This is a genomic window from Naumannella huperziae, from assembly GCF_054073625.1.
Map to the genome: position 1 here is coordinate 86,012 of NZ_JBSXPH010000001.1, position 16,953 is coordinate 102,964.

Genomic DNA, 16,953 nt, shown 5'->3' on the forward strand with positions numbered 1-16,953 from the left:
CGGGTCAGCCGCCGACCCAGCGGGCCATGAACTCCGCGGCCCGGGCGTTGCCGGCGGCCTCGTCGGGCAACTCGTCGCCGGTGTCGGCACGCCAGTACGCCAGGCGTTCGGCGAGTTCGTCGCGGATCCGGGCGTACCGCTCGTCCTCGGCGAGATTCGTTGTCTCGTAGGGGTCGTCGGCGAGGCGGTAGAGCTCGCGGCGTGGGCGGGGCGCGCGGGCCGACTCGTCCAGCGCGGTCGCGCTCGGGCTCTCGGCGATGTCCAGCGGGAGCGCGATCCGAGGCCGGTCGGCATAGCTCTCCCGGTACGCCCAGTCACCGGTCCGCACGGCCCGCATCGGGTCGTAGTCGTCGTGATAGGTGCGCTCGGTGAAGATCGACTCGCGCGGCGGCGGCGCGTGCCGCGGGTCGCGGATCCGGTCGGCGTGGGAGACCCCGCTGACCTCGTCGGGGATGGGTACGCCGGCCAGGCCGAGCATCGTCGGCAGCAGGTCGACCCCGGAGAACAAGTCTTCGCGGACGGCCGGCGCGATGCCGGAGGCTCCCGGCGGGCGGATGATCAACGCGATCTCGGTGCCGGCGCCAGCCAGGGTGGATTTGGCGCCGGGGAAGGCAATCCCGTGGTCGGTGGTGATGATCACCCAGGTGTGGTCGGCCAGACCGGAGGCGGCCAGCCGGTCCAGCAGGCAACCGATCGCGGCGTCCGCGCGCTCCAGCGCCCCGTACATCCCGGCCAGGTCGCCTCGCACCGCCGGCACGTCGGGCAGGAAGCCGGGCGGGCGGATGGTGTCCGGATCGACCGGCTCGTAGTCGTCCCAGGGCCGGTGCGTCTCGAACATGCCCGCGACCAGCAGGAACGGCTGATCGGGCGCGCGGTCGGCATGATCATCGAGCCAGGCGCCGGCGTGATCGGCGACCCAGTCGCAGCGGTCGTCGCCGGTGTCCCACGCGGCGAAGCCGAGCGTGGCGGGGTCAAGACTCTCGTGTTGCATCCCGAACAGTGCCGTGGCGTACCCGTGCTCCCCGAGGATCGCCGGCATGGTGCGCACGCCGGGCGGGTAGCCGAAGCCGTGGTGGGCCAGGCCGTCCATGCCGACCTCGTGCGGATAGCGCCCGGTGAACAACGACGCGCGGGCGGGCGAGCAGAGCGGGGCCGTGGAATGGGCATCGGTCCAGCGGATGCCCTGCGCGGCAAGGCGATCCAGCCGAGGGCTCCGTGCGCCGACCGCACCGTAGCTGCCGAGCTGGCGGCCCAGGTCGTGCAGATGGACGAACAGGAAGCTCTCGGCCGGATCGCCCATCGATCAGGCCTGGCGGTTGCCGGTGTCGGTGTTCGGGTCGATCTCGTCGGCCAGCTTCTCGGCGCGCTCGGCGGCCTCGTCGGCCGCCTGCCGCGCGTCGGCATCGGCGGTCTCGGCACGCTGCTCGGCCTCGGCCTTGCCCTCCTTGGCGCCCTCGCGGACGCTGGTGGCGACCTGCTCGCGGACCTGGTCGATCCGCTCGCGCCCGCGGCCGGCCAGCTCGTCGAAGGCCTCCATGAACTTCTCCAACTGCTCGCGCAGGGTGTCCGGCAGCGCCTTGATCTGCTCCGGGGCGTCGTTCAGCGCCTTGCGCAGCCGGTCGGCCTCCTCCTGGCGCTTGTTCTCCCGCTCCGAGGCGCGCTGCTGGCGGGCCTCGCCCGCCGCCTCGGCCTGCTTGCGGATCTGCTCGGCGACCGCATCGGCGAGACCCGCGAGGGCGTAGAGGCTCTTCACACCGGCGTCGGCGATCTGCGCCGAGGTGGCCTTCAGGTCCTCCTTGACGTCCTCGCTCGGGCTGCCCGTGTCGGCCGCCGCACCGCCGCCCGTCGGGTCGGTGCTCGCGTAATCGGTGCTCGCCTGATCGGTGGCCGGAATGTCGCCGGCGGCGTGCTGCGGTCCGGACTCATACGGCCCGGTCGGCTCGCTGGTGTGCTCCTGGTTCGGATCTGAGGTCATGATCAACTCCCTTGCTCGGTCTGCGGGACAGATGCTGGTTGGCCCTCGGCCGGTCGGCCGGAGGCGTTGAGCTGCACGAACGCGGAGTAGACCTCGACCAACGCCTGCTTCTGGCGTGGGTTGAGCTGCTGGTCCGACGCGATCACCGTCACCACGTCCAGCGGAGCAGCGGCATCGTCGGGGTCGAGGATTCCGGCACGTACATACAGCGACTCCGCGGACACGCGGAGCGCTTTGGCGAGCTGGGCCAAGACCTCGGCCGAGGGCTTGCGCAGTCCGCGCTCGATCTGGCTCAGGTAGGGATTGGAGACCCCGGCCTGTTCGGCGAGCTGCCGCAGGGACAGCTCCGCCGACCTGCGTTGCGCCGCGATGAACTCCCCGAGGGAGCTGACATGCTCCCCCAGTTGCTCGCTCACCTTCGGCCGCGCAGACATGGCCCCATCCTGCTAGCTGTAGCTAGCACTTTCAAGGGGCCCAGCTAGCAATCCTCAGGTCGCGGCCGGCCCCGAGGCGCCGAGATCCAGCCGGGTACGCGGCACGGTCGAGGTGATCGTGCTGCCGTCCTCGCGCTTGCCGGCCACCATCGGCAGGGTGCCGACATTGCCGCCGATCCGGTTGCCCTGCCCGTCGAGGGCGACCTCGCGGGGCTCGCCGGGCTCGACGGTGATCTTCTCGCCGCGCACGGCCAGGCGTACCGGCTCGCCGTCGGTGACGGTGAAAACGATCTTGTCCTGGGAGAGCTCGACCAGGATCCGCGAGTCGTGCCAGCGCAGCCGGAAGGTGAGCCCCTCCCACTCGCTCGGCAGCCGCGGGTCGAAGGTCAGGTCGCCCCCGAAATCGCGCATCCCGCCGAAGCCCGCGACCAGGCAGGACCAGATGCCGCCCGCCGATGCCACGTGCACGCCGTCGCTGGCATTGCCGTGCCGATCATCCAGATCGACGAACAGCCCGGCATAGAAATAGCGCAGCGCCAGTTCGTGATAGCCGACCTCGGCCGCCACGATCGACTGGACGACCGCCGACAGGGTCGAGTCGCCGGTGGTGATCGGGTCGTAGTACTCGAAGTTCGCCCGCTTCTCCGCCTCGGAGAAGTAGTCACCGCGCAGGTACATGGCCAGCACCACATCGGCCTGCTTGAGCACCTGGAAGCGGTAGATCACCAGCGGGTGATAGTGCAACATCAACGGGCGTTGATCATCGGGCGTGTGATCAAGATCCCAGACCTCGCGCTCCAGGAAGTGCAGGTCCTGGGGATGTACGCCGAGCTCGGGATCGAACGGGACGAACATCGCGTCCGCGGCCCGGCGCCAGGAATCCACCTCGGCATCGGACAGGTTGAGCTGCCGGGCGATCCGCTCGTAGGCCTCCGGATCGCGCTCATGGATGGCGGCCAGCACCTTCGCCGCCGCGTCCAGGTTGAACATCGCCATCACATTGGTGAACAGGTTGTCGTTCACCACGGTGGTGTACTCGTCCGGGCCGGTGACGCTGTGGATGTGGAAGGACTTGTCGCCGTTGGCGCGCCAGAAGCCGAGGTCCTCCCACAGCCGGGCGGTCTCGACCAGGATCTCCGCGCCCTCCCTGATCATGAAGTCCCAGTCCTGGGTGGCGGCGAAGTAGCGCATCAGCGCATAACTCACGTCGGCGTCGATGTGGTACTGCGCGGTCCCCGCGGCGAAGAAGGCCGACGCCTCCTCGCCGTTGATCGTCCGCCACGGATACAGCGCGCCGAGCTGGGCCAGCTCACCCGCCCGCTTCCGCGCGGCCTCCAGCATTCGGTAGCGGAAGCGCAGCGCATTCCGGGTCACCCGCGGCGTCGTGTAGGTGAAGAACGGCAGCACATAGACCTCGGTGTCCCAGAAGTAGTGCCCGCCGTAACCGGAGCCGGTCATGCCCTTGGCCGGTACGCCCTGGGTCTCGGCCCGCAGCCCCGCCTGCGCGAGCTGGAACAGGTTCCAGCGCACGGCCTGCTGCACCTCGGGCTGGCCGTGGATGATCACATCGGAGCGCTCCCAGAAGCCGTCCAGCAGCTCGCGCTGCCGCTCGAACAGGCTCTCCACACCGTCCACGCGTACCCGGTCCAGTGTCCGCCGGCAGCGGTCGACCAGCTCGCGCACCGGAACGCCGCGCGAAGTGTGGTAGGTGACCACCTTGTCCAGCTCGATCGGTACGCCCTCGCGCGCATCGACCCGGAACACCGACTTGGCCGAATCGTCCTCGGCCTCGGAAAAGATCTTGTAGCTGTTCTCGGTGCGGATCAGGTGCTCGGCGCCGACGGCCAGGGTCATCTTCGATTCCGCGGTCCGGTAGCCGAGCAGCAGCCGGGTCTCGTTGACGACCTCCTTGAACTGCGGCTCCAGCACCCGACGGTCGAAGCTCTCGGCCTTGCGCGGGTCCGTGCCCTCACCCATCGCCGCCGACCGGACGTGGTACTCGTCCTTGCCGTCCTGGCGGTTCAGCACCTGGCTGGAGATCACGATCGGCGCGTCCCCGTCCAGCAGCTCGACGGTCATGGTCATCAGCGCGACATGGCGCTCGGCGAAGGAGACCATCCGCCGGGTCCGGATGCGTACCCGCTTGCCCGAACCGGTACGCCAGATCAGCTCGCGGGTGAGCATGCCGTCGCGGAAGCTGAGGACGCGGGAATACTCCTCGAGATCGGCGTCGGCGAGCAGCAGCGGCTCGTCGTCGACGTAGATCTTCATCACCTTGGTGTCCGGCACGTTCACGATCGTCTGCCCGACCCGCGCCAGGCCGAAGGCATCCTCGGCGTGCTCGATCCGCCAGGTCTCGTGGAAGCCGTTGATGAAGGTGCCGTGGGCATAGGTGTCGCGGCCCTCGACCGGCGTACCCCGCATCCCGAGATAGCCGTTGCCGACGGCGAACAACGTCTCGGTCACGCCGAGGTCCTCGCCGCTGTAGTAGTCCTCGACCAGCCCCCACTCATCGACCGGGAACCGGGTCCGGTCCATCGGGTCGAGCGCCGGGGGCGGCGTGTGTGGGGAGGGGTACTTGTGCATCGCGGGTTCTTTCGCGGTGGTGGGTTGGCGGGAAGTCGATGGTGGCGGCCCGGCGGTGCTGCCCGGGCGAGCGTAGCCCCGCTGTCAAGCCGCCCGGTTCACTGTCGGGGCAGGAGTTCGGCGAGGTCGGCGACGACGACATCGGCCCCGGCATCGGCCAGCGCCTGAGGCCCGGCACCGCGGTCCACCCCGACGACGTGGGCGAAGCCGCCGGCACGGCCCGCGCGGACCCCGGAGATCGCGTCCTCGAAGACCGCCGCACGGGAGTTGGGTACGCCGAGCTGGCGCGCCGCATCGGCGAAGGTGTCGGGCTCGGGCTTGCCCGGCAGACCGCGCTCGGCGGCCACGATCCCGTCGACGATCACCTCGAAGCGGTCCAACAGCCCGGCGGTGGCGAGCACGTCGCGGGCATTCTTGGACGAGGAGACGATCGCGGTCCGCGTACCCTTCTTGGCCAGCTCGTCCAGGTAGCGCACCGAGCCCGGATAGGCCTCGATCCCCTCGTCGGCGAGCACCTTGGTGAACAGCGCGTTCTTGCGGTTGCCGAGGCCGCCGATGGTGTCGGCCTCCGGCGGGTCCTCGGGGCTGCCGTCGGGCAGCTCGATGCCCCGGGCCTGCAGGAAGGAGCGAACCCCCTCGTAGCGGGGCTTGCCGTCGACGTAGTCGTAGTAGTCCTGCTCGGTGTAGGGCGCCTGGCCCGGGCGGGTGGCGAGGAACTCGTTGAACATCTTGTCCCACGCCCGCATGTGCACCACCGCGGTCGGCGTGATCACCCCGTCAAGATCGAACAGCACGGCGTCGACATCGTCGAGATTGAACGAGTGCTCGGTCATGGACCCACCCTAGGGGCGCGGGCCGGATCGCCGCGCCACCGGCGCCGGGGATGTTCCACTCGGCGAGACGCGGTGCCGACCCGATCCCGCAACGGCGCGGTTCGGCGCGCGCGACGCCGAGCCGAAAGGAACCTCCGACGCGCGCTTGCCGGGCAGGGCTAGGTTCGGGTGCGGATGCTCGCGACGGCTCGGGAGGTGCGATGCGGCGACGCCGGGGGCTCACCCCGCTGTGGGACTGGGTTGCGTTCGGCGCCATCATCGGCGCCGTGGCGGGGTTCGTCGTGGCGCTGGTCGCGCAGCTCCCGCTGCGGGACGTGTTCTTGTGCCGATACGTCGCCACGCCCGACGGGGCGGTGTCCTACCAGTGCGGGCCGTGGACCGGACTGATCCCTGCCGTGCTGGCGATCATGGCGATCGGCGCGGTGATCGGTGGCCTGGTCGCGGCCCGGCGCCGACGGCGGCGCGCCGCGGAGCTGGAGCGCGAGCGCGCCGAACGCAAGCGCTCGGGGAGGCGCGGGCGCCGCTGAGCTCAGGTCAGGGTGCGGGTGAGCTGCCAGCGCAGGATCGCGCGCACGCGCCGGCGGTCGTAGGCGGCCGGGTCGTGCAGCGTCGCGACGGCCAGCCCATCGAGCACGCAGGCGAGCGCCTCCGCGGGCACGGCGGTGGCACTCACCCCGGCCGCGGCGAGCAGGCGCCCGGTGAACTCGCGGATGCCGCCCGCCATCTCGGTCGCGAGCCCGCCGATGTCGTCGTGCACCCGCGCATGCTCCAGGAAGGCCTGCCACAGCGCGGCCTCCTGGCGCCGCTCGGCATCGAGCGGGACCAATTCCTCGAGCATGTCGATGGCGATCTCCCCGCGCCGTGTCGCCGCGACGTCGGCACGGAGGCCGTCCGCATGCCGAAGCAGCCGGGCCGTCACCCGCTCCTGGAGACGGCCGACCGCGCCCCGCAGCAGCTCGGTGTGGCTGCCCACGTAGTGCCGCACGGAACCGACGTTCAGGCCGGCCTCGTCGGCCACATTGCGCAGCGAGGCGGCGGGTACGCCACCCCGCTCCACCAGCCGGAACACCGCCTCGTGGATCGTGGCAAGTCGCTCGTCCGCGTCGACGATCTTCGGCATCTGCTTATTGTGTCACGCCTGTGCTACGTTGCCTTCTATCTCATCTGTGATAAATAACGCTGAGAAGGAGACCCCATGGCTGACCGGATCCACGGGCTCGACATCGCCCGCGGGATTGCCATTCTCGGCACGCTGGGCACCAACATCTGGATCTTCAGCCACCCGGCCGGGATGCTCGGCTACCTCGGCTCGCCCACCACACCGGGCGCCCCGGCCTGGCAGGCGAGCGCGGAGCGGGCGATGCAGCAAGTGGCCAACGGGAAGTTCCTCGGCCTGCTGACCCTGATGTTCGGGATCGGCCTCGCGATCCAGGCCGACGCCGCCGCCCGCCACGGTCGGCGCTGGCCCGGCAGCTATCCGTGGCGGGCGGCGCTGCTGTTCCTCGACGGGGTGCTCAACTATCTGCTGGTGATCGAGTTCGACGTGTTGATGGGGTACGCCGTGACCGGGGCGATCGTGGCGTACCTGTTGGCGACCAGCCCGCGCAGGCAGCGTACCTGGATCCTGATCATGGGCGGCCTGCACCTGCTGTTGATCGGCTGGCTGACAGCCGCCTTCGTGTCGGGGGTCGCCTCCTTCGGCTCGGCCGCACCGATCGACCCGAACCCCTACCGCGACGGCAATTGGTGGGATCTGGTGGCGTTGCGGATCGACAATGCCGTGATCTTCCGGTTCGAGCCGGTGTTGATCGGCTTCGGCAGCATCGCGCTGTTCCTGATCGGCGCCAAGCTGTATCGGGCGGGCATGTTCGACCCCGAACGCGGATCCCTGCGTCGGCGCTGCATGATCATCGGAGCGATCGCTCTGGTGGCCGACCTGACCCTCGGGATGACGGGCACCGGGTGGCTGCCGCTGACCCGCTGGGTGCTGGCGCCGATCGCCGCCGTCGGGCTGCTCGGCCTGATCGCCGAGCTGACCACCGGGCGGTCCCCCGGCTGGATCGGGCGACGCCTTGCCGACCTCGGTCGGGTGGCGCTCAGCGGCTACGTGCTGCAGAACGTGATCGCCTCCGTCGCGTTCTACGGCTGGGGTTTCGGCCTCAACTCGATGCCGCCGACCTGGCGGTTGCCGGTGACCGTCGTCGCCTGGCTGGCGATCTCGGTGATCATCTGCGCCCTCGCCCATCTGTGGCTGCGGCGCTTCGAGCGGGGTCCGCTGGAGTGGCTGTGGGCCCGCGGGTACGCCGCCCTCACCACCCGCCGCAGGCCCGACCCGGTTGACGCGCGCTGACCCTGCCCGATCGGGGCGGCTACAACCGCACCCGCAGCTCGCCGACCGGCTCGCCATGCCCCAGCACGGGCACGGCGAGCTGGGCGTCGAGGGTGGCATTGGCGTACCCCAGCTTGCGCAGGGTCGCCGCCATCAGCGGCGCCCGGCCGCGGAAGGATCCGTCGTCGATCTTGAGCGCCACCCCCCGACCGTCGGGCAGCCCGACCGCATAGACGGCCTCGGCGCCGGCCTTGCCGACCAACCCGGGGATCGCCCGGTGCAGGGCGGCCTCGTCGCGGCGGGTGCCAGAGGCCCACTCCGGGTACGCCCGGAACGCCTCGGCGAGCTTGCGTTCCGGGCCGTCGGCGGCCGCGGCGATCCGACCGAAGGCGCGGGCCAGGCCGGTCAGCGAGATCGCGAACAGCGGGGCACCGCAGCCGTCCACGGCCGCCGGCCCGACCGGTTCTCGGGCCAGCTCCGCGATCGCGGAGGCGATCGCCACCTGCAACGGATGTGCCGGATCGCGGTAGTTCTCGATCGGCCAGTCGTTGATCACGCAGGTCCTGATCATGGCCGCGTGCTTGCCCGAGCAGTTCATCGCGATCACCTCAGGGCCGTGGCCCGCCCGGATCCATTCGATCCTGGCGTCGTCGTCGACCGGCCAGTCCGGGATGTTCTGCAGCACCTCCGGCCCCAGGCCGACGCCGGCCAGGATCTGCCGCGCACCCTCCCGATGGAAGTCCTCACCCGAGTGCGATGCCCCGGCCAGGGCCAGCAGCTCGCCGTCGAGATCAAGCCGGCTGCGCAGCATCCCGACGGCCTGCATCGGCTTGCTGCTGCTGCGCGGGTACATCGGCTCGGCGACCGGGCCGGCCGACCATTCGACCGCACCGCCGGGCGCGGTGATCACCACCCGCGCACGATGCTCGCTCTCGACAAGATCGTTTCGGACCACCTGGACGACGACCGGGTCAGACTCACTTCGCATCCGGCGAAGGTAACGCATCACCGATCAGAGCCGCGCCCGCACGTGCAGGCCGACCTCGGGGTCGACCAGGACCTGCTGGGCAGCGCTGATCTCGCCGGCGGCGAGCGTCGCCTCCACCGGCACATTGCGCTTGATCAGTCCGAGCCCGATCGGCCCGAGCTCGTGATGGCGTACCGATGAACCGACGAAGCCGACCGTCTTGTCGCCCAGGGTCAGTTCCGCGCCCCGCTCCGGGAGCGCATCGACGCTGCCGTCCAGATGCAGCAGCACCAGTCGTCGGGGAGGGCGGCCGAGCGTGTGCACCCGCGCGACGGTCTCCTGCCCGCGGTAGCAGCCCTTCTCCAGGTGGGTGCCGAGCAGTCCGATCTCGTTCGGGATGGTGCGGTGATCGGTGTCGACGAAGACGCGGGGTACGCCGGCGGCGATCCGCCGTGCCTCGTAGGCCCAGGTGCCGGCCCGCTGCTCGGGCTGATCCAGGTAGTCGGACAGATGATCACGCGGGACGAACGACTCATAGCCGCCGAGCGAGTCCTCGCCCGATCGGGTGATCCGGCCCGCGGGCGGCGTACCCGGCTGCCAGACGATGCCGAGCTGTTCGGTGCGGTCGGTCACCTCGACGCGCAGCATGAACCTCATCGATTCGAGGAAGGCGACCAGATCACCGACCCGGCCGGGCTCGGTCTGGGCCCAGACGGTCTCGCCGTCATCGACGAGCTGGAGCACGTGCTCGATGTGCCCGGTCGGCCCGAGCAACAGCGCGGTGCTGGACTCGCCCGGCTGCAGCCCCTCGAGGTGCTGGGTGCTGAGCGAGTGCAGCCAGCTCAGCCGGTCGGGGCCGGCGATGGTCAGCACGCCGCGGTGGGAGAGGTCGACGATGCCGCTGCCGGATTCCAGCAGGCGCTGTTCGGCACCCGGGTCGCCGTAGTGCCACGGCACCCCGGCGTCGGGGCCGTCCTCGGCGATCACCGCGCCCATCAGTTGCTCCGGCGCTGCAGCCGCGCCCACATGTAGGCCTGCAGCGGCACCTCGGTGGTGGCCTTGTCCCAGGTCCACAGCAGGTCGTTCTCGACATTGCCGTAGAGCCGGCTGCCGCCGGTGACGGGCTCGGCGTCCTTGGTGCGCATCACCGCATCCGTGGCGAGTTCGATCTTGGCGCCGTCGACGTGGCCGTACCAGATCTCGGCGTACCCCTGCGGATGGGCGAGGACCAGATCGACATTGCCGTCGCCGCCCGGCAGCCAGAACCCGGTCTCCATCGACAGCGGCCGGACCGCCTTGCCCTCGTCGTCGGTCTCGAAGGTCTGGGACAGGTAGTGCAGGTAGTCGCCGCCGTTGTGGGAGATGTCGACCTGTTGGCCGTACTCGAAGTCTCCGGTGCCGGGCCAGGTGCCCTTGCCGGTGCCCTCCCAACGGCCGATCAGCCAGGCCAGCGGCATCAGGTCGGGATTGAGGTTGTCGGGAATCTCGAAGGGCACGGGTCGGCCTTCCTCACTCGTCGCTCTCGGTCGGTGTGCGGAAGGCCCCGATCAGGAGGCGGACCAGCACCACCAGGATGATGATCGCCACCGCGCCGGCCGCCCCGGCCAGGAGCCAGGCGTGAACCACGGGCGCAGTTGGCATCACCCCACTGTAGCCAGCCCGCGCGGCGCTAGCCTCGCGAGTGTGCGGGTGGTGGTGCAGCGGGCGAGCCGGGCGAGCGTGCGGGTGGGCGCGGAGGTGGTCGGCGAGCTGAACGGACCGGGGCTGGTGGTGCTGGTCGGGGTCACCCACACCGACGACGCGGCCACCGCGCGGGCCCTCGCCGCGAAGGTCTGGCGGCTCCGGATCCTGCGCCAGGAGACCTCTGCCGAACAGGCGGGCGCGCCGCTGCTGGTGATCTCGCAGTTCACGCTCTACGCCGACACCGCCAAGGGCCGCCGCCCGTCGTGGTCGGCAGCGGCCCCGGGCTCGGTGGCCGAGCCGCTGGTGGCGGAGTTCGTCGCCGAGTTGCGACGGCTCGGCGCCACGGTCGAGACCGGGCGATTCGGCGCCGAGATGGCCGTCGAGCTGGTCAACGACGGGCCCGTGACCCTGGTTCTGGACGGCTGACCGCACTTTCCTGGCCAGGGGTTCCGGTCCGTCCCAGCCGAGGCCCGCCGCCATGCGATATCCGCCTCAAGGTGCCAAGCTTCTGCCCAGAAAAGTGCGGATCCACAGGGCAATCCGACCCCGTGATCTGTCCACAGATCCCCGCCCGAGTCACAGAACCGCGCCCGTGAAGCCCATGTATGGGCATGCACCCATTACTGAACGACGCCCTTGCCGACCACGGCTTTCTCGCCATCGCCGATCATCCGGACCTGCGCGATGTGATCAAACGCGCCAGCCGAGCGGGAGCACTGCAGCGCCTCCTGCCGGGCATCTGGGCCCCGCCCGGCACTCTCCACTGGGCGTTGTGCGCTTCGGCCCTGCATCGATTCGATCCCGATGCCGTACTCACCGGCGCCACAGCATTGGCGATCCTGCGACAAGACGCGCCGACCTTGCCTCTTGCCGTGGCGGCGCCCCGGCACCACGTGTCTAACGCCATCGCCCGATTCACCCGTCGACAGGTACCTCCGGAGCTCACCGCCCGCGGCGGGGGCCCGGCGTGCACCGTGCCCGCACTCACCGCTGTCGACCTGGCTGCCGGCGACGGGGGCGACGCGATCGACCAGGTCCTGCGGATGCGACGTGCCACCTTGACCCAGATGTGGCTCGCCTTCGAGACATGCGGGCGTCGGCACGGCGATCCCGTACGCCGCGCCGTGCTCCGAGCGTCCCGTGCCGAGCCATGGTCGCGAGCCGAACGGGTCGCCCACGCGATCCTGCACGCCGCCGGCATCACCGGCTGGACCGCCAACGCCGGGATCGAAGCCGGCGGTTCGCGCTACTACGGCGACATCGTCTTCCGTAAGCGCCGGGTGGTCGTGGAGATAGACGGGTGGGAGCACCACCGCTCGTGGGAGGCATTCGAGCGCGATCGGACCCGCCAGAACGCCTTGGTGCTCGCAGGGTGGACGGTCCTGCGCTTCACCTGGGCGACGCTGACCGGCCAGCCCGATCTGGTCGTCGAGCAGATCGTGGCCGCACTTTCCTGACCGCGAGCAGCCACTGGAGTGTCGCTCCGGGCAACACGGCGCGGCCCCGCCCGACAGCGTCAGCGCTCCCCGTCAGAAAAGTGCGCTCAGCCGCCCGCGAAGGGGGGAAGCACCTCGGCGACGACGGGGCCGGTCAGTTCGGCATCCAGATCGGCCGACCGGCGCCCGTCGACCAGGATCGAGCTCAGGCCAACGATCCGGTCCAGCTCGGGCCCGCGGTCCAGCCCGGCCAGCGCCTCGGCGACCGAACGCGCACCGACCGCGATCTCGGGCGTGCCCGCGGCCGCCCGCGCTGCGGCCCAGAACCGGATCGTCACCTGATACATGCCATTATCCTGTGCCACGGTCGCCGGTCGATGCCAACTGAGGAGGTGCGGTGGCGCAGATCCTGCTGCTCGCGAAGCACCTCCGCGACGCGAACTCCGTCGACATCTTGCCGGCGCTCGGCCTGCTCTCCCACCAGATCCGCGTCATTCCCTCCGACGCCTCCCAGCTCGCCGAACTCCCCTCGGCCGATCTGATCCTGCTGGACGCGCGCAGCGACCTGGTCAACGCCCGCGCCATGTGCAAGCTGCTGTCGGGCACCAATCAGGCGCCCGTACTGGTGATCATGACCGAGGGCGGCCTCGCCACGCTGGCGGGCGACTGGGGCTTCGACGACTTCGTGCTGGCCGACATCAGCCCGGCCGAGCTCGACGCGCGGGTTCGGCTCAGCCTGTCGGCGAGCACCGCGGACGAGGTGATCTCCTCCGGCGGGATCGAGATCGACGAGTCCGCCTATGCAGCACGCCTGAACGGTCGCGCGCTCGACCTGACCTACACCGAGTTCGAACTGCTCAAGTACCTGGTCCAACACCCCGGACGCGTGTTCAGCCGCGAGCAGTTGCTGTCGGACGTGTGGGGCTATGACTACTACGGCGGCACCCGGACCGTCGATGTGCACGTGCGCCGCCTGCGGGCCAAGCTCGGGCCGGAGTACGAACAGATGATCGTCACCGTCCGCAATGTCGGCTACCGGCTGGCGATCCGCTAGCGCCCGAGCCGCGCCGACCCGTCGAGCAGCCGTCGGAGATGGGCCGGCAGCGTGCCGGGCGGTCCCGCCTCCCGCAGATACTGCACCGCCCCCGATGCCTGGGCGGCGAGCAGCCCCAGCGCCGCCAGCAGCCACAGCCAGAAGCCGAACCACACGGGACCGTCGGTGTTCATCGACACCAGCAGCGCGAACAGCCCGAGCAGCGCCACCAGATAGGACAGCAGGTGCGCCGCCCACGAGGCGGTACGCCACGACCACACCCCGTCGACGCCGCGTCGCACCCGCCCCCACAACCTGAACTGCAGCCCGACGATCGCCGTCATGGCGACCGTCGCCGCGATTGCCAGCCACGGCCACGAGAAGGAGTAGCCCGCGGCCGAGAACAGCGGCGCGACCAGCGCGGCGATCACCGACCCGACGGCCAGCACCAGTCCGACCAGCGTCGCTCGGCGATTGCGCTCGGCCTGGCCCGGCTCGACCGCCGGCTGCTCGGGAACCGACCGGACGGGGTCGGGCTGTGATTGCGCGTTCGACATCGCAGCACAGACTAGTCTTGCCCGGTGACCGAGCAGCCCGTCGCGACCGTGCGCCCCCCGGATCCGGAGGCGGTACGCCGACTCGTGGCCGCGGCCACAGCCACCGACGGCACCCCGCCGCTGAACGAGGCGGCGCTGCGCGCGCTGACCCACCCGGACGGCGAGCGACATGCCACCCTGACCGACGGCGACGAGTTGCTCGGCTACGGCCAGCTCGCCGATGATCATGTCCAGCTCGTCGTGCACCCCCGCGCGCGTCGGCGCGGTCACGGCACCGCCCTGCTCCGTGCCCTCGCCGGTGATCGCGATCCGCGCGAGCTGCGCTACTGGTCCTTCGGTGATCAACCCGCGGCGCGGGCGTGGGCGCAGCGGGCCGGGCTGATCACCGAGCGGGAGTTGTTGATCATGGAGCGCTCGCTCACCGATCCCCCGCCGGACGCGCCGGAAGTGCCGGCCGGGGTCAGCCTGCGCGGTTATCGGCCCGCGGACGCCGACGCCGTGATCGACATCAACGCCCGCGCGTTCGCCCATCACCCCGAACAGGGCGCGATGGATGCCGCCGATCTCGCCTCGCGGATGGCCGAGCCCTGGTACCGCGACGAGGATCTGCTCGTCGCCACCCGCGACGAGCGGATGATCGGCTTCCACTGGACCAAGCGCCACGACGCCGAACTCGGCGAGGTCTACGTGCTCGCGGTCGACCCCGACGCCTCGTCCGGCGGCGTCGGCCGGGCCCTGCTGGGCGCCGGCCTCGCGCATCTGGCCGGCCTCGGCCTGCGGCGCGTCATCCTCTATGTGGAGAATGATCAACCGCGCGTTGTCGACATTTATCGCCGGGCGGGTTTCGTGGTCGCCCACCGCGATGTGGTTCTCGCGGCACCGGAGCCATCCGCGCCCTGATCGGACCGGCCCCGGCCGCGCTCGGTCGGCTACCTTTGATCACGACACCAACGGCAGGCAGAGACGCCCCGGAAATGTCGACACAGTTGAAGGGAGTCGAGGTGGCAGCCGGTCTGGAGCCGCGCACCGAAGAGTCGGAAGCGGGCACCTTCCTGCCCGATGATCGCTTCGCCGATCGGGAACTGTCCTGGCTGGCGTTCAACAACCGGGTCCTCGACCTGGCCCGCGACCGCGCGCGGATCCCGCTGCTGGAGCGAGCGAAGTTCCTGGCGATCTTCTCGGCCAATCTGGACGAGTTCTTCATGGTCCGGGTGGCCGGCCTGAAACGCCGGATGGCCGCCGGGGTCGCGGTGCCGGGCGTGTCCGGCGTACTCCCCCGCGACCTGCACCGAGCGATCCTCGAACGCACCCGCGAGCTGGTCGGCGAGCAGTCGCGGGTATTCGTCGAGCAGGTACGCCCGGAGCTCGCCGGCCACGGCATCGAGATTCTGCGCTGGGACCAGCTCCGGGCGCCGGAGAAGGACCGGATGCGGACCCTGTTCGCCGAGCGGATCTTCCCCGTCCTGACCCCGCTCGCGGTCGACCCGTCGCACCCCTTCCCCTACATCTCCGGGCTGTCGCTCAACCTGGCCGTGCTGCTCAAGCACCCGACCACCGGCGCGCGCCAGTTCGCCCGGGTCAAGGTGCCGAACATCCTGCCGCGGCTGGTGGCCCTCGGCGACGGCCGGTTCGTCCCGCTGGAGGACGTCATCGCCCGGCACCTGGACCAGCTCTTCTCCGGGATGCAGGTGCTGCAGCATCACATGTTCCGGGTGACCCGCAACGAAGATCTCGAGGTGGAGGAGGACGACGCCGAGAACCTGCTCTTCGCGCTGGAGAAGGAGCTGCTGCGGCGCAAGATCGGCCGGCCGCCCGTGCGGCTGGAGGTCGAGGACGACATGGACCCGAAGATGCTCGAGCTGCTGATGGGCGAGCTCGACATCTCCCCCGAGGAGGTCTTCTCGGTGCCGGGGCCGCTCGACCTGACCGGGCTGTTCGGGCTCGGCGGGTTGGATCGCGAGGAGCTCAAGTACCCGGCCTTCCTGCCCTCCACCCACCCCGACCTGGCCGAGGTCGAGACCGCCCAGCCGGCCGACCTGTTCAGCGCGCTGAAGCGCCGCGACGTGCTGCTGCACCACCCCTACGACAGCTTCGCGACCAGCGTGCAGCGGTTCATCGAACAGGCCGCCGCCGACCCGCACGTGCTGGCGATCAAGCAGACCCTCTACCGCACCTCCGGCGACTCGCCCATCGTGGACGCGCTGATCGAGGCGGCCCAGGCCGGCAAGCAGGTGCTCGCGGTGGTCGAGATCAAGGCCCGCTTCGACGAGCAGGCCAACATCGCGTGGGCCCGCAAGTTGGAACAGGCCGGCTGCCACGTGATCTATGGCCTGATGGGCCTGAAGACGCACTGCAAGCTGTCGATGGTGGTACGCGAGGAGCCGGAGGGGCTGCGGCGCTACGCCCACATCGGCACCGGCAACTACAACCCCAAGACCGCGCGGATGTATGAGGACATGGGCCTGCTCACCGCAAATCCGATCATCACCGAGGACGTGGCACGGCTGTTCAACCACCTGTCGGGGATGACCCAGGAGGTCAACTACCGCCGGCTGCTGGTCGCCCCGCACGGCATCCGGCAGGGGCTACTCGCCCAGATCGAGGACGAAATCGCCAACCATCGCGCGGGGCTGCCCGCGGGCATCCGGTTCAAGGTGAACTCCTTGGTCGACGAGGCGATCACCGATGCGCTCTACCGCGCGTCGCAGGCCGGCGTACCCGTTGATCTGTGGGTACGCGGCATCTGCACGATCCGCCCCGGCGTGCCCGGGCTGAGCGAGACCATCCGGGTCCGTTCGGTGCTTGGCCGGTTCCTGGAGCACAGCCGGATCTTCTGGTTCGCCGCCGGCGGGCGCCCGCGGGTCGGGATCGGCTCGGCCGACCTGATGCACCGCAATCTCGACCGCCGCGTGGAGACGGTCGTGTCGCTGAACAACTCCGCCCACGTGCGCCGGATCGAGGAGCTGTTCACCCTCGCCTTCGACGACGGCACCGCGGCGTGGCGGCTGGTGGACGAGGAGTGGACCGAACGCACCCACGACGACGCCGGCGAACCGCTGCTCGACCTGCAGGAGCACCTGATCGAGCAGGTCGCGCGGCGCCGCGTCAAGGACGGCTGAG

Annotated in this window: 19 protein-coding genes; 7 read left to right on the forward strand and 12 right to left on the reverse strand. The window is 70.4% G+C overall.

Annotated elements, in window-relative coordinates:
• Positions 1-4 precede the first annotated feature (4 nt).
• The 5 genes from ACXDC7_RS00365 to ACXDC7_RS00385 all read right to left on the reverse strand — a co-directional run bounded on the left by ACXDC7_RS00365 (position 5) and on the right by ACXDC7_RS00385 (position 5,828).
• On the reverse strand, positions 5-1,300 hold the full coding sequence (locus tag ACXDC7_RS00365; RefSeq protein WP_459220810.1) for a sulfatase family protein: 1,296 nt from the start codon (positions 1,298-1,300) through the stop codon (positions 5-7).
• Between the two features lie 3 nt (positions 1,301-1,303).
• Entirely contained in the window at positions 1,304-1,975 is a 672-nt protein-coding gene (locus tag ACXDC7_RS00370) for a hypothetical protein (RefSeq protein ID WP_459220811.1), read from the reverse strand.
• A gap of 2 nt (positions 1,976-1,977) precedes the next feature.
• Complete coding sequence (locus tag ACXDC7_RS00375; RefSeq protein WP_459220812.1) at positions 1,978-2,409, reverse strand: helix-turn-helix domain-containing protein; 432 nt, start codon at positions 2,407-2,409, stop codon at positions 1,978-1,980.
• Positions 2,410-2,463: 54 nt separating this feature from the next.
• Positions 2,464-4,995 carry a glycoside hydrolase family 65 protein gene (locus tag ACXDC7_RS00380; protein ID WP_459220813.1) on the reverse strand — a complete coding sequence of 844 codons (2,532 nt, stop codon included), beginning with the start codon at positions 4,993-4,995 and terminating at the stop codon, positions 2,464-2,466.
• A gap of 98 nt (positions 4,996-5,093) precedes the next feature.
• A complete protein-coding gene (locus ACXDC7_RS00385; protein WP_179445352.1) occupies positions 5,094-5,828 on the reverse strand; it encodes an HAD family hydrolase in 735 nt (244 codons plus the stop codon).
• A gap of 200 nt (positions 5,829-6,028) precedes the next feature.
• Between ACXDC7_RS00385 and ACXDC7_RS00390 the strand changes: the two genes are divergently transcribed.
• On the forward strand, positions 6,029-6,355 hold the full coding sequence (locus ACXDC7_RS00390; protein ID WP_179445351.1) for a hypothetical protein: 327 nt from the start codon (positions 6,029-6,031) through the stop codon (positions 6,353-6,355).
• 2 nt (positions 6,356-6,357) lie between these two features.
• Here the strand turns inward: ACXDC7_RS00390 and ACXDC7_RS00395 are convergent, their stop codons facing one another.
• Complete coding sequence (locus tag ACXDC7_RS00395) at positions 6,358-6,948, reverse strand: TetR/AcrR family transcriptional regulator (RefSeq protein ID WP_459220814.1); 591 nt, start codon at positions 6,946-6,948, stop codon at positions 6,358-6,360.
• Between the two features lie 75 nt (positions 6,949-7,023).
• On the opposite strand from ACXDC7_RS00395, the gene ACXDC7_RS00400 reads away from it, so the two are divergent.
• A complete protein-coding gene (locus ACXDC7_RS00400; RefSeq protein ID WP_459220815.1) occupies positions 7,024-8,178 on the forward strand; it encodes a DUF418 domain-containing protein in 1,155 nt (384 codons plus the stop codon).
• A 19-nt stretch (positions 8,179-8,197) separates the two neighbouring features.
• On the opposite strand, the gene ACXDC7_RS00405 is transcribed toward ACXDC7_RS00400, so the two are convergent.
• From ACXDC7_RS00405 to ACXDC7_RS00420, 4 genes are read right to left on the reverse strand one after another with little or no spacing between them, the layout of a single operon-like run.
• Complete coding sequence (locus tag ACXDC7_RS00405) at positions 8,198-9,145, reverse strand: asparaginase (RefSeq protein WP_459220816.1); 948 nt, start codon at positions 9,143-9,145, stop codon at positions 8,198-8,200.
• Between the two features lie 24 nt (positions 9,146-9,169).
• The gene (gene ygfZ / locus ACXDC7_RS00410; protein WP_459220817.1) at positions 9,170-10,120 is read right to left on the reverse strand and encodes a CAF17-like 4Fe-4S cluster assembly/insertion protein YgfZ; all 951 of its coding nucleotides are present in this window, start codon (positions 10,118-10,120) and stop codon (positions 9,170-9,172) included.
• On the reverse strand, positions 10,120-10,620 hold the full coding sequence (locus tag ACXDC7_RS00415) for an FABP family protein (RefSeq protein WP_459220818.1): 501 nt from the start codon (positions 10,618-10,620) through the stop codon (positions 10,120-10,122). Before ACXDC7_RS00415 ends, ygfZ begins: the two co-directional genes overlap by 1 nt.
• A 13-nt stretch (positions 10,621-10,633) precedes the next feature.
• Positions 10,634-10,765: a hypothetical protein gene (locus ACXDC7_RS00420; protein ID WP_281370017.1), complete on the reverse strand. Its 132-nt coding sequence runs from the start codon at positions 10,763-10,765 to the stop codon at positions 10,634-10,636.
• A 42-nt stretch (positions 10,766-10,807) separates the two neighbouring features.
• Between ACXDC7_RS00420 and dtd the strand changes: the two genes are divergently transcribed.
• Together dtd and ACXDC7_RS00430 are read left to right on the forward strand one after the other, a co-directional pair.
• Entirely contained in the window at positions 10,808-11,233 is a 426-nt protein-coding gene (gene dtd, locus ACXDC7_RS00425) for a D-aminoacyl-tRNA deacylase (RefSeq protein ID WP_459220819.1), read from the forward strand.
• Positions 11,234-11,418: 185 nt separating this feature from the next.
• On the forward strand, positions 11,419-12,264 hold the full coding sequence (locus ACXDC7_RS00430; RefSeq protein WP_459220820.1) for an endonuclease domain-containing protein: 846 nt from the start codon (positions 11,419-11,421) through the stop codon (positions 12,262-12,264).
• Positions 12,265-12,350: 86 nt separating this feature from the next.
• Here the strand turns inward: ACXDC7_RS00430 and ACXDC7_RS00435 are convergent, their stop codons facing one another.
• Positions 12,351-12,590, reverse strand: coding sequence for a MoaD/ThiS family protein (locus ACXDC7_RS00435; RefSeq protein ID WP_179445344.1), 240 nt, complete (start codon positions 12,588-12,590; stop codon positions 12,351-12,353).
• Between the two features lie 50 nt (positions 12,591-12,640).
• On the opposite strand from ACXDC7_RS00435, the gene ACXDC7_RS00440 reads away from it, so the two are divergent.
• A complete protein-coding gene (locus ACXDC7_RS00440; protein ID WP_179445343.1) occupies positions 12,641-13,297 on the forward strand; it encodes a winged helix-turn-helix domain-containing protein in 657 nt (218 codons plus the stop codon).
• On the opposite strand, the gene ACXDC7_RS00445 is transcribed toward ACXDC7_RS00440, so the two are convergent.
• Positions 13,294-13,833, reverse strand: a complete 540-nt coding sequence (locus ACXDC7_RS00445; protein ID WP_459220821.1) for a hypothetical protein — start codon at positions 13,831-13,833, stop codon at positions 13,294-13,296. The two genes, ACXDC7_RS00440 and ACXDC7_RS00445, sit on opposite strands and share 4 nt — an antisense overlap.
• Positions 13,834-13,857: 24 nt before the next feature.
• Between ACXDC7_RS00445 and mshD the strand changes: the two genes are divergently transcribed.
• Entirely contained in the window at positions 13,858-14,733 is an 876-nt protein-coding gene (gene mshD, locus ACXDC7_RS00450) for a mycothiol synthase (RefSeq protein WP_459220822.1), read from the forward strand.
• Between the two features lie 113 nt (positions 14,734-14,846).
• Positions 14,847-16,952, forward strand: coding sequence for an RNA degradosome polyphosphate kinase (locus ACXDC7_RS00455; RefSeq protein WP_246293351.1), 2,106 nt, complete (start codon positions 14,847-14,849; stop codon positions 16,950-16,952).
• The last annotated feature ends 1 nt before the right edge of the window (position 16,953 follow it).